Origin of the sequence: Paenibacillus sp. FSL H8-0260 (genome assembly GCF_045040625.1) — a bacterium.
Classification (GTDB): domain Bacteria; phylum Bacillota; class Bacilli; order Paenibacillales; family Paenibacillaceae; genus Paenibacillus_AQ; species Paenibacillus_AQ odorifer.
Window position 1 is genome coordinate 4,283,764 of the sequence record NZ_CP150298.1, and the last position, 21,089, is coordinate 4,304,852.

A 21,089-nucleotide genomic window follows, 5' to 3' on the forward strand; every position below is an offset into this window, starting at 1 on the left:
AGAATTATCAGGAATAAAGCTACACAGAAGCCAAAAGGAATTTGGTGATTTCGATCTGAGTAATTTGGCCCTCAGTCAATGTCTTATTGATCAGATTAATAAGCTTACTGCTAAGCTGATCTTTTCCATTCGCTCCATTAAGGTCCTCAGGTTTGGTATCTGCAAGCGTCTTGATAATTATTGGTTTGATTTTGATCTCTTTTATTTTTTCGAATTCTTCCTTTGATTTCGCAGAACTTAGTTGGAAGGCGAAATCTACTTGAAGGATAAAATCGGGATCAGCAAGATTTGTTTTGATATCAATGATCTCTGCCGTCAATTCGACGATTTCATCTGCAGTTAAATGTTTTGTTTCCACATTTTGAACAGCAGCACTTACCTCGTTCGTATCTTTCGGAAAGATCCTGTCCATTAGTAAAAATGCGGCGACCACGATCAGAGTAATCGCTAGTAATATCGTGATAAGCCACGGCATCATCTTTTTCATGTTAGCTCCTCCATTGACTGGATTTTAATGGTGGCAGCATATGTGCCTATGTCCCTGTTATAATCCCGGATCTTCGTAATAACCTCATCGGCTTTTTCGAGAACGATTAGTCTTTTTCCAGTTACGAGCGTAATATATGTATCCGGGCTTTCTTCTACCATTTCGACCAGTAGGGCATTGATCCACATCGGTGTTCCATTTAATCTCGTTACCGATATCATAACAGGCCTCCTAACAAAATAGGGGGAGGAGTAACTCCCCCACGACTCCGCATGAACCATTTAAGAAAATTTAGAAATTATTGATTAAATTAACGCTTCAGGTTTACTACTTCCTGCAGCACTTCATCAGAAGTTGTAATGATACGTGAGTTCGCCTGGAATCCACGCTGTGATACGATCATTTCTGTAAATTCACTGGTAAGATCTACATTGGACATTTCCAGCTGTCCAGAGATGATTGCTCCGGTTCCATCTTCTGTATTATTTGCTGTAGTCGGAACTAGTTCGCCTTCTGCATTCGCATTAAGTGTCATACGGTATAGATTGCCTCCGATTTTCTCCAGACCAGATGGGTTAGTAACCTTAGCTACACCAATCTTCACTCCGGCTCCAGTTGTTCCATCTGCCAAGGTCTGTACAATCGTTCCATCATTAGAAATAGAAAACGCCGTTACATCGTCTCCTAATTGAATGAGCCCACCTTCGGAATCTAAAACATGGAGTCCGTCAGCGGTAACCAGATTACGCGCAGCGTCAATGTGGAAATCTCCAGCGCGGGTCAAAAATGCAGTCTCCTGATCCTCAGTAAGCTTAACTAGAAAAAATCCATCCCCATCGATACGTAAATCTGTCGGGTTATTAGTAGTTTGAGCACTACCAGCTAAGTGAAGAGTATCAACAGATGCAATACTAACTCCTAGCCCTATTTGTTTAGCATTCACCCCACCTTGACCATCCTCACCCGGTGCTGTAACACCAGAAACAGTTTGGCTCATAATATCTTTGAACATAACACGTCCGGATTTAAACCCGATAGTGTTTACGTTAGCAATATTATTACCGATTACATCAAGCTTAGTTTGAAAGCCTCTCATTCCTGAAACCCCTGAATACATTGATCTTAACATGTTTAATGTCCTCCCAGATTATAGAGTCCTAATAACTTTCCAAGTGAATTGGGACCGCGTCAGTCGGTCAGCGGCCGCCTCGGCTTTCCGTTAGGACCAGCCTATTATGAAATCACTATTGCACTATCGATTTGTGTAAATACATTATCTTTGATCGAGTTACCATCCATAGCAGTAACTACTGTGCGATTAGGAACGCTAACGATAAAAGCCAAATCCTTCATTAATATCAAGGATTCTTTACTTCCCTTAGCAGCTGCTTTATCCACAGCAGATGAAATTTGATCCAGCTGGCCGCTTCCAAGCTCTATCCCTCTTTGTTCTAGGCGCTTAGCAGCATGATTGCTGAATTTTAATAGTTTCTGTTGCAGTAGACTCTCAAAAGAAGCTTCCCCCGCCACAGACTGCTTAGGCAGCGAAGATCGTTGTAACGTTGAGGAATGCAGGGACGCAGGATACAGTTGGCCTATAGTAAGCCTGTCACTCATATGGTCGCCCCGCTTCCTCCGCTATTCTCCGGAGTATTACTATCTGTACCAGAACCGCCTTCTGGCGTTGCTGCGGCATTCTGAATTTGTGTAATATCGGTTAAAGCAATTCTGTCTTTCCCCACAACCGCATATTGAATACCATTGCTAACAACGATAGATTCAACATTACCTGTTTTAGGCAGCTTTGTGGCGGCGTCTGTCCATGTAATATCTTTACCGATCAACCCGGATACAGATCCAAGGGACTGATTCATAGCCGTAAGCTGAGTTGAGATATTCATCAATTGCTCCACGGATGTAAACTGGGCCATTTGCGCAATAAATTCTTTATCTTCCATCGGTTGCATCGGATCTTGATTTTGCAGCTGAGTAATCAAAATTTTCAAAAACTGATCCTTACCTAAAGTAGAATTACCCGTTGTGCGTGCACTAGAGTCGGGAGTTGTATAATTCCACTGATCTTTAGTAGAGACCGGAACTGTTGTCGCCATAACCACTCACCTCTCTTTCCTTTGTTATTAAAGTTAAGCCTTAGCAGAAAAAGATCCACCTTGGGACTGATCTTCTTGTCCCGCATTTGAAACCCAGTCCTTCCATTCACCATTCAGCTCTGCGGCTAGAACAGCATCACTGGCTTCCTCTCTGCTTTCTTTGGAGCGTCTACCCTGCTGTCCACTTCCGGAATTAGGTTGGCGTCCTTCCTGCCCCCATTGCGAATTAAGAGGGGTATTATTTTGCGTAACTTCCAGCTTCTCCACTTGAAGACCTTGAGATTGCAATGCAGCACGAAGCTGGTTCATTTGTTGTTCCAGCATGTCTTTAGCGCCGGAATGTTCAGTCATGAACTGGGCAACTAAATGACCATTTTGCATGGTGATCTTAACATCAACTTGTCCGAGATTTTCTGGAAAAAGGGATATAGTCGCTTCAGCGATACCACCTTTTTGCACAATCTCTAATTTACCCGTAATGAAACCTGTCATTTCCTGAGCAAATTGCTGAACCGGAACAGGTGCTGTTGGCACTTCAGCCTTCAGCGGTGCTGTAATTCCTCCGCGCAGAGATAACTGCCCCGCAGTAACAACCTCATGATCCCCTTCGTTAGCTGTAATTCCTAGCGGGGAATCTTGAGCAGATTCTGTTGTCTTCGTTTCCCCGGTTACGCCTGTCTTGATTAACGGTGTGTTCGCAGTCTCTGCTTCAGCTTCTTGCACAGTTCCTGATGTCACAGGCGAGCTTACAACCGTATCATTTTTCACTACAACAGCTTCTCCGGAACGACTGCTCACATTCTGAATTGTTTTATCCGTTGGGTTATTTTTGCTTTCAGTAATAACGGGCTGTTGTAAGGAAGAATCAGAATTAATACTCACATTGCTGGTCTTTCCCTTCCCCTTATTAGTGTTAGAGGAGGACTCTTCTAAAAGCCCTGTGAAATTATTCAATAAACTGATTCCCTTAGTTGCAACTTCCTCATTGCCACTTACTGCAGCTTCTTGAATCATAGAAACTAAACTTTGCAAGTCATCTTGAACTGCAAATCTTAATGTATCAGCATTCTGTGCCAATGGTGACAAGCTTCCAGCCACTTCTGCTTCCGTTGTAGTAGTACCATTCTCTGGAGCATGGCTTCCAGATAGAAGTGCAGATACCTGAAGAATCCAAGCTTGCAAGGCTACCAACAGAGCTGGATCACTACTGATACTTTCATCCAGCTTCTCAACATCAGCAGCAAGTTTTTCAAGGAGCTCACCCTTCTGAGTGTCTTGCCCTGCTTGCTCTTCTCCAGTCGGCTGCACTTCCTTTAAAAGGCCTTGCAGCAAAAAAGCTAGATTTCCCAATAGGGGTTCAGCTGGAGTCGACGGGGTGTTGGCATTGCCTCCCATGGTTTGTACCAGGGTTTGAGCAAATGGTGCACCCGTCGTTGTTGTGCCCGTTGTAGTCGATGAACTCCCGTTTACTGCAGTTGCGTTTGCACTCACAAGCGATTGAACGACTAAACTCATTTATTTTTCACCTCCTTTCCCTATCTATTTAGCACCCATCAGACGATTAACAATTTTCGCAGTTTGCGCGCTATCATTTTTAGTCATTTCTCCCAAAATAGATGAACGAACACTATCACTTACGGTATTCATAATCGTCACGACCTTATCAGGGCTAATCTTGTACATTTCTCCTAGTAACGATGCTGCATTAGCAGGAGTCATTGAGCTGAAGGTCTGATTCAACTTTTCCTTATCCAAATTCTTACTGGTTGTTGCTGTTGCTGTTGTGCCGGCATCTTTCTTCAATCTAGATTGAAGGGCTGCGATCGCCATGTCACTCGAAGATGTGGTTTCTTTTAACTTAATTGTTACATCTGCAGCCTTTTGCGGATCCATTTTTTCCAAAATCGCAGTTTTACTCGCTTTATTCATGACACTGAAGATCTGTACCATTTCTTCTGTAGTTAAATTCTCCATGATCGGTGCAGCCTTCGAAGCTTTCATGCCCGCATACAGCTTAGCCAAATCAGAAACCTGTTTCTGATAAGGATCTTCAGTTTCTTCTGTGCTTGCTTCTGCGGTTTCAGCTTCCTTCTTCATTCCCTCAATCTGTGACTCTAGCGCCTGAACCTTGGTATCCTGGGCTGTTTTTTCTTCTGTAACCTTCTTCAGGTTTTCTTCCTGCTGGGCGAGCTGAGCTTTAAGCTCCTTAATCGTTGTCGCTGAGCTCACTTCCTGCTTTTTGCTTTCTTCCTTCGGTTTAGAAGGATCCGCAGGCGGATCAGGAACCCATTTTTCCAGGATAGGAATTTTATTCGCAACTTCAAGCACATTATTACGAATGTCCATATTAAAAAGCGTCAACAGTACTCCAAGCAGTACTAGCGTGAAGATAATCGGTATCATTAAGAATAAGAACCGCTCAAATTTCCCCGCTGACCCTTCATTTTCAAGTTCCATATCATTATCAATATTAGCCACTAGCGGAAACCTCCCGGGTTAGAGGGATTTCATCGCGAAGCGGACGGTTGCCATCTCATCCAGTTCGTTTTGTTCCCGTAAAATCATACTTTGCTGAAACAGTGTCTCAGCCTTGTCTTTTGCCTTCAACCATACTTTTTCATCTAAAACCTTAGTGCTTAACTGATCTTGTTTCTTCTGGACTTCTTGATGTGCACGGCTAATGTCCGTATGCTTACGGGCAATGCATTTATCCAGATATTCCACATACTCCTGCATTTCACGAATCTTAATCATAGGTGTCTTTTGCTCTGCGGCATTTTGTAAGGATAGCATGATAGCACTCCGCTGAAAGATGAGTTCATCCAGGCTTCTTTCCTGTGCCTGCAATTCTCCAAGCGCGCTTGAGAGCATCCATTCTGCCTGTGTCTTCTCATTGCCCTTCAAGTCAACGACTTTTTGAAAAGTATAATGAAACCTCATAATACCGAATCAACTCCTTGAGAACTGTGAAATTAAAGACTGTTGAACTTCAGCCAGCGTAACTTTTTCATTCACCTTTTGTTTGGTGAAATCCCATATACTGTCGATAAATTCCATCGACTCGTCAATTTGAGCATTAGAGCCTCTTTGATAAGCTCCAATATTAATCAAATCCTCTGAATCCTTATAAACGGCCGTAAGGCGTTTCACATTCTCCGCTGCTGCAATCTGTTCTTCTGGAGCAATATCCTTCATTACTCGACTTATGCTGGAAAGAACATCTATTGCTGGAAAGTGTCCTTTGTTAGCAATATTTCGATTGAGTACAATATGTCCGTCAAGTATTCCTCTGACTGCATCTGCGATTGGCTCGTTCATGTCATCACCATCAACCAGTACCGTATAGAAGGCTGTTATAGAGCCTGTAGGACCTGTACCGGCGCGTTCCAGCAGTTTGGGTAAGCTGGCAAACACCGAAGGTGTATATCCCCGCATGGCTGGCGGTTCTCCAACTGCAAGTCCAACTTCACGTTGGGCCATGGCATAACGGGTGACCGAATCCATCATCAGCATTACATTAAGGCCACGATCGCGAAAATACTCGGCAATCGTTGTAGCGATAAGAGCACCTTTTATGCGAATCAATGCAGGTTGGTCAGAGGTAGCAACAATTACTACGGATCGCTGCAAGCCCTCTGGTCCTAAATCACGTTCGATGAAATCCAATACTTCTCTGCCACGCTCACCAATCAGAGCAATAACATTTACATCGGCCGATGTATTCCGGGCAATCATCCCCATCAAAGTACTCTTGCCGACCCCCGAGCCAGCAAAAATACCGACCCGCTGTCCCTTGCCAATCGTTAGCAAACCATCAATCGCTCTCACACCAATACTGATGGGTTCCTGCACCCGCGGTCTATTAAGTGGATTGGAAGGAATATTAAAGGTAGAGCTATGTGGCATTCGTGCTGGAATGAGAGAGCCATCAAGCGGCTGCCCCAGACCATCCAGTACTTTTCCTAACAATTCAGAACCTACTTGCACGCTAAGCGGCTTACCAGTGCCCACTACATCACAACCAGGTCCAATCGCCTGCAGTTCACCAAGTGGCATCAATAGTACCTTGTTATCACGGAAACCAACGACCTCAGCTTGCAGCGGTTTGTTTCCTTTAGAAGGGTAGATGTAGCATACATCACCTATACTTGCGTCAGGACCTTCCGATTCAACCATTAGACCGATTACCTGCGTCACTTTCCCATTGATCCTCACCGGATCGAGATTACGAAGTTGCTCCTTATAACGGTTGCTATTAAGCATCGTCTTCCCCATTTCTCTGCTCATCGGTGTCCAGCGCAATTCTTACCAGCTCTTTCTTGATCTCTGCGAGCTGAGTGTCGATTCGAGCATCAATGCTGCCAAAGGAAGAGCGGATAACACATCCTTGGTCTTTTACCGTTGAGTCGGGCAAGATTTGCAGTTCAGCCTGTGAATCAACAGCTAGTGATAATTCTTCCCGAGCAGCATTCACAAAAGCGAACTGCGCTGGGGATACACAAAGTGAGATCAAACCCTGTTCTCGCTTACGAGCCAGATTTTTGCGAATTAAGTCCATTGCGAATTGTGGTTCTACCGTTAACTGCTTGTCCACAATTTTCTCTGCAATATCACAGCTTAACTCTACTAAAAAAGGCTCCGCTTCCTGAATAATCACTTCTCTTGCTTTATACGCCTCAGTCAAAACAGCACGCGCTTCTTCCATCATCTCTGCGATCTTATGCTTCATCTCTTCCTCAGCCTGAGAAACACCTTCCTCATAACCTTGCTGATGAGCTTCAGCTTTGATAGCTTCGATCAGATGTTCATCCTGCTCACGCCGTTGTTTCCACCACTCTTCAGCCTCCGCTTTCGAGGACTCTACAATCTGTTCCGCTTCAAGAGATGCATTCCGAACCTGCTCTTCAGCAAAATCCTGAGCGTCCTTAAGCATTTGCTTACGCGTCTCTTCTGCCTCTTCACGTGCGGGATCATGATAGTCAGTCTCGCTTAAAGTCTCCTCGGGAACGGGCTCCTCAGTTAGGCCCGCATATTGCCGGGCCTGTTCCAGTCTCTTAAAGACATCAACCGGAACATACTGGGAGTGTTTGATCAGCTTAGACAATGATGTCATCTCCTCCGCCACGAGCGATGATAATTTCACCAGACTCTTCGAGTCTGCGGATCGTGCCTACAATACGAGTCTGTGCTTCTTCAACATCACGCAGCCGCACAGGACCCATGTATTCCATTTCTTCTCGGAACGTTTCTGCCATACGCTTGGACATATTTCTGAAAATAACATCCCGTACTTCTTCGCTGGCAACCTTGAGTGCAAGCTGTAAATCCGCATTATCGATATCACGAACAATGCGCTGTATTGAACGATTGTCCACATTAACAATATCTTCGAATACGAACATCCGTTTTTTGATCTCTTCGGCAAGCTCTGGATCTTGAATTTCAAGAGAATCCAGAATCGTACGTTCTGTCCCCCGGTCAACCCCATTCAAGATTTGTACAATTGATTCGATACCACCAGCATTTGTATAATCCTGGGTTACTGTAGCGGAAAGCTTCTGCTCCAGCACACGTTCAATTTGCGTAATTACCTCTGGAGAGGTACTGTCCATCACAGCAATTCTTCTCGCCACCTCTGCCTGCTTCTCTTGAGGAAGTGAGGAAAGGATTGCAGCAGCTTGTTCAAATTGCAGATAAGACAATACAAGTGCAATAGTCTGTACATTTTCATTCTGGATAAAGTTGAGAATCTGATTAGGATCCGCTTTTCGTGCAAAATCAAAAGGTCTTACTTGCAATGTTGCAGTCAGACGATTAATGACCTCCATTGCTTTTGTTGACCCAAGCGCTTTCTCCAGAATTTCTTTAGCGTAGTTAATACCGCCTTGTGATATATATTCCTGGGCGAGGCATATCTGATGGAATTCAGACATGATCGACTCTTTTTCACCGCTGTCCACTTTGCGAACATTAGCAATTTCAAGAGTCAGCTGTTCAATCTCCTCGTCTCTTAAATGTTTGAAAATTTGCGCCGATACCTCGGGCCCTAGTGTGATAAGCAGGATCGCAGCTTTTTGACGGCCACTAAGTCCCTGCTGGCTAGCCTTTGCCATTAGTTCACCTCTGTTCGTCTGCAAGCCATGTACGCAGCAGATTTACGAATTCGTCTGGCTTCTTCTTGGCCAAACTTTCCAATTGCTTACGAACTTGACTTTCATTCGTCACGCTCTCCAAGTTAATAGAAGGAAATTCAGTAGGAACCTGCAATGGAATGTCTTCATCTTCCTCTTCCACAGTCTGTTTACGACTCCGGTAGATTAGATATCCTCCACCTGCTCCAACCAGCAATGCTGCTGCTCCGATAGCCCATATCATCCAAGAAGCGAGACCACCTTTAACGGTGTTGGCATCGGTGCCACCAAATTGTTGCGAGTAGACCGAAACCTTTTTGGTCAAATCAGCGTCTGTATATGTAGTACCTGAATCTGCAAGAGAAGCGCGAACAATATTCACCAAAATATTTTGAATTGCAGCTGATGTTGCATCATCTAAACTTTTTTCTCCTGAAGGTGGTTCAACTGCAACATTTATGGTTAAGTCTTTAACAGTATACGGACTAGCAATAACATCTTTAGTAATTCGGTTAACTTCGAAGTTCCTCGTTTCCGAAGATTCCTCCGAGGTAGAAGTATCCGCACCCGCATTAGAAGGATAGCCCGTAACATCTTGAGAACCAGTGCCAGCCACTCCGCCAGTCGTGTTACCTTGACCCGAATACGAATTACTAATTATTTGTGAACTGATCTCAATCCCCTTCATGTTCTCTGTATCCACAGGGGTAACAAGATCTTCCTTCCGGTTTTCCTTGTCAAAGTTCAACTTTGAGAACACAAGAACATCCACTTTATCAGGACCGGTAAGAGTGCTAAGGAATTGTTTCACATTTTTCTTTACTTCTTCTTCGAATTTCTTCTGAAGAGCGAAGTTTTCTTCAACTTGGTTTGTGACACCAGCCTGTCCACCTTTAGCTGTTGGCATTAATTCAATTTCATTATTTGCAATGGTAATGTTGTCAATTGGTAAATTAGGCACAGCAGTTTTCACAAGATTGAAATACCCGTCAATATTGTCTTGGGTAGGTCTAAATCCTGGATCAAATGAAAGCACAACGGATGCAGACGCCTGCTCCTGATCAGCCTGTGAGGCAAAAACTGTCTCTTTAGGCAAATTAATCAGCACTTTTGCATCTTTAATCCCTTGCATACGTCTCATTAACTGTTCAACTTCACCGTTTAATGCATTATTGTACTTCACGTTAAACTCGCTATCTGTTGTACCTATCATTGACGAATTTTCGTCAAAGACTTTATATCCGATAGAGCCACCTTGAACAATCCCCTGAGAACCGATATCCACCTTGACCCGAGCTGCTTCTGTACTTGGTACAGAAATACTCTTTCCATCTTGACTTAATCGGTATGAAACACCTGCTGAATCTAAGGCTTTCATTACTCCAGCCGAATCCGTACTGTCCAAATCTTGAAATGCTACTTCATATTCTGTTTTTGAAAGCTGCATGGTCATAACTACGATTATTATTAGAATGATAAACAATGTTGAAAAGAATAAAATCTTCTGTTTACCACTAAATCTGTTCCAATACAAGAGAACCTTCTCCCGATATTGGGCAAATCTTTCATTCACAGTGTCACCCCATCCGAAACTAAGCTAGGATTTATTATATTTGAGTTCTCATAATTTCTTGATAGGCTTCAATCACTTTGTTCCGGACTTGTGTAGTCAACTGTAAACTCAGTAGAGCCTGTTGGGAAGAAATCATCACTTCGTCAATGTTCACTTCTCCCAATACAAATTTATTACTCATATCCTTAGCTTGTTGTTCCTGATCAGCCACTTTATTGAGCGCATCCTCAAGATAAGAGCCAAAGCTCTCCATCGAATTAGCAGGAGTGGATGAAACTTCGGAAGTTGTCGGTTTCATAGCAAGCTGCTGTACAGCCTGAACCCCATTAGATATATTCTGTATCAACTGTTTCCCCCCTTAAGTTAATCAACATTCATTTATCTACCAATTTCGAGTGCCTTGCTTACCATAGCCTTGGATGCATTAAGCATCGTAACATTGGCATCATAAGAACGAGATGCAGATAACATATCAACCATTTCTTTGGTAATGTCTACGTTTGGCATATAGACATATCCTTCAGCATCCGCATCAGGATGGCTCGGATTGTATACCGGCTTCAATGGTGAAGTATCTTCTATGATCGACTGCACCTTAACCCCTTCATTGCTATTATTCATTTTCGAATTTAGTATATTCGAGAATTTATTACTTTCGTTCGTTTCCAAAACAACCAACTTACGTCGGTAAGGAACAGCCTTGCCATCCACCACGGATGCTCTTGTAGTTTCAGCATTGGCTACGTTGGAAGAAATTACATCCATCCGCAACCGTTGAGCCGTTAATGCAGATGCGCTGATCCCAAAACTACTTCCAAAGTTCATACTCTCTTATCCTCCTTGAATTACGGCTCGCATCATCGAAATCTGACTGTTAATCTGTTCAACATAAGAACTATACCTAAGCTGATTCTCTGCGCTTAACGCCATTTCGCGATCTACATCCACATTGTTGTCGTTATTGTTCATAGAGGTAGTTTCATCAGTATTTTCAACAGCAGCGGGAACAATTGTGTTGCTGCCAAATTGATAATGCCGGGTATCCGAAACTTTCGCTCTAAGTGTAGATTGGATTCCACTTTCCTGTTGTTGCAGGATACTTTCGAATGAAACATCAGAACGTTTGAAATTGGGCGTATCTTGATTAGCCACATTATTTGCTAGAGCATTTTGTCGTTTATAGGCAGCATCAATGCCTCCCTGCAATCGTTGAAAACTGACACTATTCAGCAATCCCAAGACAATTCCTCCTTTCAAAGCTATCATAATGAAAAGAATTCCACAACTTCCATCAAAAAACCTGCTTGCTTTCGACAAATAAAGAAAAAAATACTCTAAATTTACGGTATTCCGTCGAACGCTGTCGCAATGAATAACACTTAGCATTTTCACATACATTGATTTTCATTTAATTTGTATATTATTACAATAAGAAATAAGCCCTATCTTTTTAGAAAAGACAGGGCTTTTAGCACTTTATTACTATTTATTTACATTTTCAACTCATTTTTTTCTTTTTAATTGCATGTTTTGACATAATTTTACGTTTTCGCGACACCAATTTGTAATTTATCTAATCCGTTATGCCCAAATTCAAAATACATAGATTTTTTGTTTTTTTGTCGCTTTAAAGAATATACTGACTTAAATCACGATCCTGAGCTATACTTGCCAATTTCTCGCGCACATACTCCGGGGTAATAACCATTTTTTCTAAAGTCAGCTCAGGTGCTTCAAAAGAAAGATCCTCTAACAGCTTCTCCAAAATAGTATGAAGACGCCGAGCACCTATATTCTCCATATTTTGATTCACTGAAGCCGCTATTTTGGCGATCTCATGTATAGCATCCTTCTGGAATTCCACTTCTAAATTTTCTGTTTTAAGCAGATTCACATATTGTTTAGTTAAAGCATTCTCTGGTTCCGTCAAAATAGAAACGAAATCCTCTAACGTTAGACTACTCAGCTCTACGCGAATCGGAAAACGACCTTGGAGTTCTGGAATCAAATCTGAAGGCTTAGCAATATGGAAAGCTCCGGCAGCCATAAAGAGTACATAGTCTGTCTTCACAGGACCGTATTTCGTCATAATGGTCGAGCCCTCTACAATCGGCAAAATATCCCGTTGCACGCCTTCACGCGACACATCCGGTCCAGACCCTTTTCCCTGACTTGCTACTTTATCGATTTCATCGATAAAAATAATGCCTGATTGTTCAGCCCGAGTCACGGATTCCTGGATCACATCATCCATATCTATCAGCTTGGCCGCCTCATCCTGAATGAGTACCTTGCGCGCTTCCCGAATAGGAAGCTTACGTTTCTTCGTCCGCTTAGGCAGCAAACTGCCGAACATCTCTTGCATATTCATACCCATCTGGTCATTTCCTTGACCTGCAAACATATCCATCATAGTTGGCGCTGTATCCTCAACATCAATTTCAATGATGTCATCTTCCAGCTGACCAGCTAACAGCTTAAATCTAACCCCACGGCGGCGTTCACTTAGGCTTCCATCCTGCTCAGCGTCTTCTTTAGAGTCCTCTTGGGCAGAATTCCCTCCAAAAATCATCTCGAAAGGATTCTTTTGTGATTTATTTTTGGAAGAGGAAGGGACCAATATAGAAACAATCCGCTCATTAGCCAGTTCTTCCGCACGATCCTTAACCTTCTCCGTACGCTCAAGCTTCACCATACGAATAGAAGTCTCTACCAGATCACGAACCATAGATTCCACATCTCGACCTACATAACCGACTTCAGTAAATTTAGTGGCCTCCACTTTGATGAACGGTGCATTAACAAGCTTTGCTAGACGCCGGGCAATTTCTGTCTTCCCCACACCTGTAGGTCCGATCATCAAGATGTTCTTAGGAACGACTTCATCACGCAGTTCCTCTGCTAGCAGACTGCGCCGATACCGGTTACGAAGCGCAACGGCTACCGATTTCTTGGCTTGCTTCTGACCTACGATATATTTATCCAATTCGGCTACAATTTGACGGGGTGTAAGCGATTGATTCACCATCGTGAATTCCTCCTTGTCTCTATGGCACTGAGTCTATAATTGTTCAACAATAATGTTGGAATTAGTGTACACACAAATTTCAGAAGCTACCTGAAGCGATTCTCTAGCAATATCCGCAGCGGAAAGATTGGGTGCATGACGTTTGAGTGCTCGACCTGAAGCCAGCGCAAAATTACCACCGGAACCAATCGCAAGAACGTCATCATCCGGTTCGATAATTTCACCATTTCCGGAGATCAGGAGCATTCCTTCCTTATCCATAACAATCATCAAAGCTTCAAGCTTCCGAAGAATACGATCTTGACGCCAGTCCTTCGCTAATTCAACTGCAGCCCGCTGCAGGTTCCCATGATGCTCCTCCAGCTTGCCCTCGAATTTTTCGAATAGGGTAATAGCATCCGCAACGGACCCCGCAAAGCCTGCTATTACTTGTCCTCTGTACAGGCGACGGACTTTTCTGGCCGTCGTCTTCATAATAACACTCTCTCCGAATGTAACCTGTCCATCACCTGCTATAGCTGCCTGTCCGTTATGTCTTACAGCACAAATTGTAGTCGCATGAAAGCTGGGTACCATGATTGTAAGTTACCTCCTTAAGATGGGCTTTGTTCGCTATCGACAACCTCCGGCTCCGAATAAGCGAGTCCTGTACGGTTGGCATATTCGGCAAGACTGTCCAGAGCGCGATGAGCTAACATTTCATTCTTTTCCTTCTTATTGCGGATCTTCTTCTCTACCTTCGGCAACAAACCGAAATTGGCATTCATAGGCTGAAAATGCTCTGGATCGGCAGAAGTAATATAAGCTGGCATGCTGCCTAGAACAGTATCCTGCGGGAAGATCAGTCCTTCCTGTCCAAGTGCTGCCCGTGCAGCATTAATACCAGCAATGAGCCCGGAAGCAGCTGATTCAACATAACCTTCTACACCTGTCATCTGTCCAGCAAAAAAGAGTCTTTCCTTGCCTTTCATCTGATAGGTAGGGTGCAGAAGCTTAGGAGAATTAATAAATGTATTTCTGTGCATCACACCATAACGAACATATTCAGCATTCTCAAGACCTGGGATCAGCGAGAATACACGCTTCTGCTCGCCCCATTTCAAATGGGTCTGAAAACCAACAAGATTGTAAAGTGTGCCGGCAGCGTTATCCTGACGGAGTTGCACAACCGCGTAAGGAAGTTTACCTGTATGCGGATTGATAAGTCCTACTGGCTTCATTGGGCCAAATAACGCTGTTTGCTTGCCGCGTTTCATCATGATTTCAATAGGCATACAGCCCTCAAAGTATATCTCTTTCTCAAAATCCTTGAGTGCTGCTGTCTCAGCAGAAATCAACGCATCATAAAACACGTCGAACTCCTCTTCTGTCATCGGACAGTTCAGATAAGCCGCTTCTCCCTTATCATAACGGGAAGCCAAATACACCTTGTTCATATCAATGGTGTCTTTCTCAACAATCGGTGCTGCTGCATCATAGAAGTAGAAATACTCTTCACCCAGCAGCCCTTTTATTTCAGCAGATAATGCCGGTGAAGTTAGTGGGCCCGTTGCAATAACAACAATCCCTTCCTCCGGTATATGCGTAAGTTCTTCATTTATGACTTCAACGAGCGGATGATTATGCAAAGTATGGGTGATCTCACCTGAGAATCCGTCCCGATCTACGGCGAGTGCTCCTCCTGCGGGTACCGCGTGTCGGTCAGCAGCACCTAATACAAGAGAGTTCAAACGCCGCATTTCTTCCTTCAATACACCTACAGCATTTCCTAATCCATTCGCACGCAAGGAGTTGCTGCATACCAGTTCAGCAAATTGATTCGTGTGATGGGCTGGTGTCTTTACTACGGGTCTCATCTCATATAATCTTACCGGTACTCCTAGTGATGCTATTTGCCAAGCGGCTTCGCTTCCTGCGAGACCCGCTCCAATTACTGTTACTTTTGCTGTATCTGACACTGTCTTTTTTCCTCCCATAGAGACTATTAATCTGCTAATTCTTCTTCGTTGTCTAGAACCGCCTCTGTATGATCACAAGATGTACATTGTAGCTTGGTTCCTTGCTTATTACGTTTCTCAATCATCCAAGATCCACATGATGGACATGGTTTTATAGAAGGTCTATCCCATGAAACGAAATCACAACCAGGGTACTGGTCGCAGCCATAGAAAACTCGCCCTTTTTTGCTGCGTCGCTCCACAACCTTACCTTCATGACATTTAGGGCAAGTTACGCCAATATCCTTGATAATCGGTTTCGTGTTTCGGCAATCCGGAAAGCCAGAGCATGCTAGGAATTTCCCAAAGCGACCCAGCTTATACACGAGAGGTTTGCCGCATTTCTCACAGATCTCATCAGAGACTTCATCTTCAATCTCAATTTCTTTCATCTCTTCTTCCGCGAATACCAAACGCTTCTCAAACGATTCGTAGAACTCTGCAAGAACCTTTACCCAGTCTTCTGAGCCCTCTTCCACATGGTCAAGATCCCCTTCCATGTTCGCGGTGAATTCAACGTTTAGGATTTCCGGGAAAAATTGCTCCATCTGCTCTATAACAAGCTCGCCAAGTTCGGTTGGCATGAATTTTTTCTCTTCAATAGCCACATAACCACGCTTCTGGATGGTTTCCAGCGTTGGGGCATATGTACTTGGACGGCCTATACCCAGCTCCTCAAGCGTCTTTACAAGTCTTGCTTCCGTATATCGTGGAGGCGGTTGTGTAAAGTGCTGCTTAGGCTCGATCTCCTGCTTATTTAAAGCATCTCCCGCTTGAAGCGGCGGCAAATACTTGTCTTCATCTGTAGTTCCGTCATCGTTGCCTTCTACGTAAACCTTCATGAACCCGGGGAATGAAACCTTCGAACCAACAGCTCTGAATGTAGCATTACCTGCAGCAATATCGACCGAAAGCGTATCCAGCAGGGCAGAAGACATCTGACTTGATACAAATCGCTCCCACACTAGCTTGTAGAGACGGAATTGATCACGGCTCAAGAACTCTTTGACCATTTCAGGTTCGCGTAATGCCGAGGTAGGACGAATCGCTTCATGCGCTTCCTGTGCTCCAGCTGCCTTTTTAGAATACTGCCGTGGGGATTCTGGCAAGAACTTCTCACCATACTTAGCTGTTATAAGCTCTTTAGCTTCATCCTGAGCGGTGACAGAGAGACGCGTGGAGTCAGTACGCATATAAGTGATCAAACCTACGGTACCTTCTTTACCGAGTTCCACACCTTCGTATAGCTGCTGTGCAACAGACATTGTCTTAGCGGCACGGAATCCAAGCTTACGGGCTGCTTCCTGTTGAAGTGAACTGGTGGTAAAAGGAGCTGAAGGATGACGTTGTCTTTCCTTCTCCTTCACATCACTCACCTTAAAAGATGCGTTCTTAATGGCTTCAAGAACCTCCTGAACATCACTTTCCTGGTTCAGTTCTTTTTTCACACCATTCAGCTTATGAAACTTAGCTTCAAAGACGGAATCCCGGATTCCAAGCTTCGCTGTTATGCTCCAATATTCGGTGGGTACAAAAGCGGAGATTTCATTCTCACGATCCATAATGATCTTCACGGCAACGGATTGTACACGTCCAGCAGATAAACCTTTTTTGACTTTCTTCCATAATAGAGGGCTAATCTTGTACCCTACCAGTCGATCCAGAATACGTCTAGCCTGCTGTGCATTCACGAGATCCATATTAATCTTACGCGGTGTCTTAAAAGCATCTTTTACCGCTTGTTTGGTGATCTCATTAAAAACAACTCTGCATTCTTGTGTATTATCTAAATCCAGCGCATGCGCCAAATGCCAAGCAATTGCTTCCCCTTCGCGGTCGGGGTCAGCTGCGAGATAAACTTTTTTAACTTTTTTACTAGCGTCTTTCAATTCCTTCAATATAGATCCCTTACCGCGGATAGTAATATATTTTGGATTGAAATCATTCTCCACCTCAACACCAATTTGACTCTTCGGTAGATCTCTAATATGTCCCATTGATGCCTTTACAATATATTTACTACCTAGATATTTGCCAATTGTCTTCGCTTTTGCAGGCGACTCGACAATAACTAATGCATCTGCCATAGACTCTTCCTCCTCGTTAACACTCGCACCTCTATATCAAATTACCTTGTAAATAGCTCCTGGTAATTGTGTTACCGCTTTTTTTATGATTAAAGATAACAGAACTGAATGCAAATGTCCAAAATCCCATCCTGTTCTTACAAGCAGATCGTCCAACATAAAAGGGCCTTGATGCAGTATATGGTATAGGTGAGACTCCTCATTTGTCAATTTCTTTTCAATCATAAAGTCGTCTGCTGTCTGTTCGGTAGTGCTATTATTCCCTGTTTTTATTACGTTTTTCGGCAAATAAGAAGTGTATTCTTCTATAATATCTAATCCACTGGTTACCAGCTTTGCACCCTGTTTGATAAGCTCTAACGCCCCTCTGCTCTTAGGTGATGTAATAGGTCCGGGAACTGCGAAGACATCCCTTCCAGCTTCCAAGGCAGCATCGGCTGTAATAAGTGATCCACTGCGACTGTCAGCCTCCACGACCACTGTCCCCCGTGATAAACCTGCTATGATCCGATTACGCTGTGGAAATAATCCAGGATGACTTTTAGTTCTAAGAGGATACTCTGTAACGACAAGCCCATCCTGAGAGATACGCCGCTCCAGTTCAATATTCTCAGTTGGATAGACTTTGTCCAACCCTGTTGCCACTACCGCTATGGTCCCTCCACCGCTTCTTAGCGCCGCTTCATGACAAATGCTATCGATCCCCCTCGCAAGTCCGCTAACCACCGTTAGACCTGCTGCACTAAGCTCCTCCGCGAGAATCTCCCCTACCTTTCGTCCATAAGCTGTTGGCATACGAGTGCCAACCATCGCCACACTAGGAGTTGATAACAGTTCCAAACGCCCTCGATAATAAAGGATCCACGGTGGCTGTGCCGTCTCCTTCAACAAAACAGGATAAGCCGCATCAAACACAGTTACCATTTTCACTGCACATTCTTCCATTAATAAGCGCCTTTTGGCGATCCATTCTAATGTATATATGGAAGCAAGATAATTCGACAGCTTTCCGTTCAATCCGATCGTTTCCCAATCTTTTGCACTACAGCAAAATGCTCGTTCTGACATTAAACCGGCTCTGCGAATCTTGTCGATACTCTTCCAGCCAATCCCCTCCACTTCATTAAAACCAAACAGCAGATCTTTTTCTTCCATATAAGCTTACTCTCCTTTAATGGAAGGGGTTAGCCTTCCCTATTTTGTAACATGAATTAGAGTAATGCAATATTTTCTTGTAATTCAATATTTTTCTATGTCAAAAAACAAAAAAGCAACCTTTTATCCCTTGGATAGGAACAAAAGGTTGCTTACCTCTGAAATAATTATACACGAAAGAAGCCCACTCGCGTAGAGTGAATTCCTTCAATTAAAAAAAAATAATTAATGCGTTGTAAAAGCGCTAAGAATACCGCGTTCTTCAAGCACACTCACCAGCGTTGAGCCCATTTCGGCAGGTGTAGGAGCAACCTTGATTCCGCACGATTCAAGTACGGCAATTTTCTCACTCGCTGTGCCTTTGCCTCCGGAAATAATAGCACCCGCATGCCCCATACGTTTGCCAGGAGGGGCAGTAGCACCGCCAATAAACCCTACAACCGGCTTAGTCATATGCTCGCGAATCCACTCTGCTGCTTCTTCCTCTGCGGTTCCGCCAATTTCGCCAATCATGATGACTGCCTTTGTACCCGGATCCTCATTAAAAAGCTTCAGAATATCAATAAACTCCGAGCCTTTAACAGGGTCACCGCCAATACCAACAGCTGAAGATTGCCCGATTCCACGCGTAGTCAGCTGATGAACAGCCTCATAGGTTAGAGTTCCGCTGCGCGAGACAACACCTACATACCCTGGCATATGAATATAACCCGGCATAATTCCTATTTTGCACTCACCAGGAGTGATAACTCCCGGACAGTTGGGTCCGATCAATACAGTAGAGCGCCCCTCCATATAACGGGACACTTTTACCATATCAAGCACTGGAATCCCTTCGGTAATACAAATCACCAAATCGAGTTCTGCGTCCACGGCTTCCATTATGGAGTCTGCTGCGAATGCCGGCGGCACATAGATTACACTAGCGGTTGCGCCTGTAGCCGCCTTAGCAGCTACAACAGTATCGAAAACCGGAAGGCTAACCTCACTGCCATTTTCAAGCGTGATGTTGACAGATGTTCCACCTTTACCCGGTGTTACCCCTCCAACCATCTGTGTTCCATAATCCAGCGCACCTTTAGTATGGAACAAACCCGTTGATCCTGTAATTCCCTGCGTGATAACTTTCGTATTTTTATCTACAAGAATGCTCATGCCTTAAGTCACATCCCTACTTATATTGTCAAATACGATAACTGGCTTCCTAAATCAGGCCATTATTGCACAAGAGACACAATCTTACGGGCACCGTCCGCCATAGAATCAGCAGCAACAATATTCAGTCCCGATCCGGCCAAAATCTGCTTGCCCAATCCAACATTTGTTCCCTCAAGACGCACAACCAGCGGTTTGGTCAAACCCAGTTGACTAGCCGCTTCTACAACACCGTTAGCGATAACATCACAGCGCATAATACCACCGAAAATGTTAACAAAAATTCCGTTCACCTTTTCATCGGATAAAATGATTTTAAAGGCTTCTGTTACCTTCTCGGTCGTTGCACCGCCCCCTACATCCAAGAAGTTGGCGGGTTCGCCCCCATAATACTTAATAATATCCATAGTCGCCATCGCGAGACCTGCACCGTTTACCATGCACCCAATATTGCCATCAAGTGCAATGTAACTAAGGTCATACTTCGAGGCTTCGATTTCCTTTAAATCCTCTTCATCCAAATCCCGCAGCTCTAGAATATCCTTATGACGGAACAAGGCATTGGAATCAAAATTCAGTTTGGCATCCAGTGCCATCACATTCCCATCCGCAGTCACTACCAAAGGGTTAATTTCGGCAATAGAGCAATCTTTATCCACGAAAGCTAAATATAGCGCTTGCATGAATTTCACAGTTTTGCCTACCAGCTCATTGGGAATAGCGATGCTGTAAGCAAGCTTACGTGCCTGGAACGTCTGCAAACCTACTGCCGGATCAATGATCTCTTTAAAAATTTTCTCCGGATGTGTTGCAGCTACTTCTTCAATTTCAGTACCGCCTTCTTCAGAAGCCATCATGACCACTCGGCCAGTACCTCTGTCAACTACGATACCAATATAATACTCCTTAACAATTTGACAACCCTCTTCAATGAGCAGTCTTTTTACTACCTTACCCTCCGGTCCAGTCTGGTGAGTTACTAGAGTCTTGCCCAGAATCTCAGTTGCGTAACTACGCACCTCATCGATATTCTTAGCAACCTTTACTCCTCCAGCTTTACCGCGTCCACCTGCGTGAATCTGAGCTTTAACTACAACAACCGGTGTGCTCAGTGACTCTGCGGCTTCTACCGCTTCCTCCACTGTATAAGCTACTTTTCCATTCGGTACGGCTACACCGTACTTCTTAAGCACTTCTTTTCCCTGATACTCGTGGATATTCATAGCGGTAGCCTCCTAAAGTAGCGTGGTGACTAAACAGGCAGCCTGTTGTCATCTCGCTTTCCGTTTTGATTGCCGCGGGGTTAGGGATAGGCTGATGTTATACATGCAGCACTATTCCGGAACCAGCAGAAACTGATCTACC

At 44.0% G+C, this 21,089-nt stretch carries 22 protein-coding genes; all 22 read right to left on the reverse strand.

The genetic code is table 11. From position 1 onward, the window contains the following. Positions 1-19: 19 nt before the first annotated feature. The gene (locus tag MHI51_RS19015) at positions 20-487 is read right to left on the reverse strand and encodes a flagellar basal body-associated FliL family protein (RefSeq protein WP_076100380.1); all 468 of its coding nucleotides are present in this window, start codon (positions 485-487) and stop codon (positions 20-22) included. Then, on the reverse strand, positions 484-708 hold the full coding sequence (locus tag MHI51_RS19020; RefSeq protein WP_036688535.1) for a flagellar FlbD family protein: 225 nt from the start codon (positions 706-708) through the stop codon (positions 484-486). Before MHI51_RS19020 ends, MHI51_RS19015 begins: the two co-directional genes overlap by 4 nt. An 89-nt stretch (positions 709-797) precedes the next feature. Further along, a complete protein-coding gene (gene flgG, locus MHI51_RS19025; RefSeq protein ID WP_076221002.1) occupies positions 798-1,616 on the reverse strand; it encodes a flagellar basal body rod protein FlgG in 819 nt (272 codons plus the stop codon). A 104-nt stretch (positions 1,617-1,720) separates the two neighbouring features. After that, positions 1,721-2,104, reverse strand: a complete 384-nt coding sequence (locus tag MHI51_RS19030) for a TIGR02530 family flagellar biosynthesis protein (protein WP_076221004.1) — start codon at positions 2,102-2,104, stop codon at positions 1,721-1,723. Further along, on the reverse strand, positions 2,101-2,598 hold the full coding sequence (locus MHI51_RS19035; RefSeq protein WP_076276202.1) for a flagellar hook capping FlgD N-terminal domain-containing protein: 498 nt from the start codon (positions 2,596-2,598) through the stop codon (positions 2,101-2,103). The genes MHI51_RS19030 and MHI51_RS19035 overlap by 4 nt, the downstream gene beginning before the upstream one ends. 33 nt (positions 2,599-2,631) lie before the next feature. After that, entirely contained in the window at positions 2,632-4,113 is a 1,482-nt protein-coding gene (locus tag MHI51_RS19040) for a flagellar hook-length control protein FliK (protein WP_076220695.1), read from the reverse strand. 24 nt (positions 4,114-4,137) lie between these two features. Beyond that, on the reverse strand, positions 4,138-5,055 hold the full coding sequence (locus MHI51_RS19045) for a MotE family protein (RefSeq protein ID WP_076220696.1): 918 nt from the start codon (positions 5,053-5,055) through the stop codon (positions 4,138-4,140). A 39-nt stretch (positions 5,056-5,094) separates the two neighbouring features. Next, positions 5,095-5,538, reverse strand: a complete 444-nt coding sequence (gene fliJ / locus MHI51_RS19050) for a flagellar export protein FliJ (RefSeq protein WP_036688544.1) — start codon at positions 5,536-5,538, stop codon at positions 5,095-5,097. Between the two features lie 9 nt (positions 5,539-5,547). After that, a complete protein-coding gene (gene fliI / locus MHI51_RS19055) occupies positions 5,548-6,861 on the reverse strand; it encodes a flagellar protein export ATPase FliI (RefSeq protein ID WP_405174066.1) in 1,314 nt (437 codons plus the stop codon). After that, a complete protein-coding gene (locus tag MHI51_RS19060) occupies positions 6,854-7,702 on the reverse strand; it encodes a FliH/SctL family protein (RefSeq protein ID WP_036688548.1) in 849 nt (282 codons plus the stop codon). Before MHI51_RS19060 ends, fliI begins: the two co-directional genes overlap by 8 nt. After that, on the reverse strand, positions 7,695-8,711 hold the full coding sequence (gene fliG, locus MHI51_RS19065; RefSeq protein ID WP_036688550.1) for a flagellar motor switch protein FliG: 1,017 nt from the start codon (positions 8,709-8,711) through the stop codon (positions 7,695-7,697). The genes MHI51_RS19060 and fliG overlap by 8 nt, the downstream gene beginning before the upstream one ends. 4 nt (positions 8,712-8,715) lie before the next feature. Continuing rightward, positions 8,716-10,302, reverse strand: a complete 1,587-nt coding sequence (fliF, locus tag MHI51_RS19070) for a flagellar basal-body MS-ring/collar protein FliF (protein WP_076127802.1) — start codon at positions 10,300-10,302, stop codon at positions 8,716-8,718. A 34-nt stretch (positions 10,303-10,336) separates the two neighbouring features. Next, entirely contained in the window at positions 10,337-10,648 is a 312-nt protein-coding gene (fliE, locus tag MHI51_RS19075) for a flagellar hook-basal body complex protein FliE (RefSeq protein WP_076276201.1), read from the reverse strand. A 32-nt stretch (positions 10,649-10,680) separates the two neighbouring features. Beyond that, positions 10,681-11,127, reverse strand: coding sequence for a flagellar basal body rod protein FlgC (flgC, locus tag MHI51_RS19080; RefSeq protein ID WP_036688555.1), 447 nt, complete (start codon positions 11,125-11,127; stop codon positions 10,681-10,683). Positions 11,128-11,133: 6 nt separating this feature from the next. Continuing rightward, positions 11,134-11,541 (reverse strand): flagellar basal body rod protein FlgB, encoded by a 408-nt coding sequence (gene flgB, locus MHI51_RS19085; RefSeq protein ID WP_036688558.1) that lies wholly within the window; start codon positions 11,539-11,541, stop codon positions 11,134-11,136. A 388-nt stretch (positions 11,542-11,929) separates the two neighbouring features. After that, positions 11,930-13,330, reverse strand: coding sequence for an ATP-dependent protease ATPase subunit HslU (hslU, locus tag MHI51_RS19090; RefSeq protein WP_036688559.1), 1,401 nt, complete (start codon positions 13,328-13,330; stop codon positions 11,930-11,932). A gap of 33 nt (positions 13,331-13,363) precedes the next feature. Further along, positions 13,364-13,906 (reverse strand): ATP-dependent protease subunit HslV, encoded by a 543-nt coding sequence (hslV, locus tag MHI51_RS19095; protein ID WP_036688562.1) that lies wholly within the window; start codon positions 13,904-13,906, stop codon positions 13,364-13,366. Between the two features lie 17 nt (positions 13,907-13,923). Then, positions 13,924-15,306, reverse strand: a complete 1,383-nt coding sequence (gene trmFO, locus MHI51_RS19100) for an FADH(2)-oxidizing methylenetetrahydrofolate--tRNA-(uracil(54)-C(5))-methyltransferase TrmFO (protein WP_076100371.1) — start codon at positions 15,304-15,306, stop codon at positions 13,924-13,926. Positions 15,307-15,314: 8 nt separating this feature from the next. After that, on the reverse strand, positions 15,315-17,414 hold the full coding sequence (topA, locus tag MHI51_RS19105; RefSeq protein ID WP_076219530.1) for a type I DNA topoisomerase: 2,100 nt from the start codon (positions 17,412-17,414) through the stop codon (positions 15,315-15,317). 36 nt (positions 17,415-17,450) lie between these two features. Beyond that, complete coding sequence (gene dprA, locus MHI51_RS19110; protein ID WP_076219531.1) at positions 17,451-18,569, reverse strand: DNA-processing protein DprA; 1,119 nt, start codon at positions 18,567-18,569, stop codon at positions 17,451-17,453. 225 nt (positions 18,570-18,794) lie between these two features. Then, positions 18,795-19,724 (reverse strand): succinate--CoA ligase subunit alpha, encoded by a 930-nt coding sequence (sucD, locus tag MHI51_RS19115; RefSeq protein ID WP_036688571.1) that lies wholly within the window; start codon positions 19,722-19,724, stop codon positions 18,795-18,797. 62 nt (positions 19,725-19,786) lie between these two features. Continuing rightward, entirely contained in the window at positions 19,787-20,947 is a 1,161-nt protein-coding gene (gene sucC, locus MHI51_RS19120; protein WP_076219532.1) for an ADP-forming succinate--CoA ligase subunit beta, read from the reverse strand. Positions 20,948-21,089: the final 142 nt, after the last annotated feature.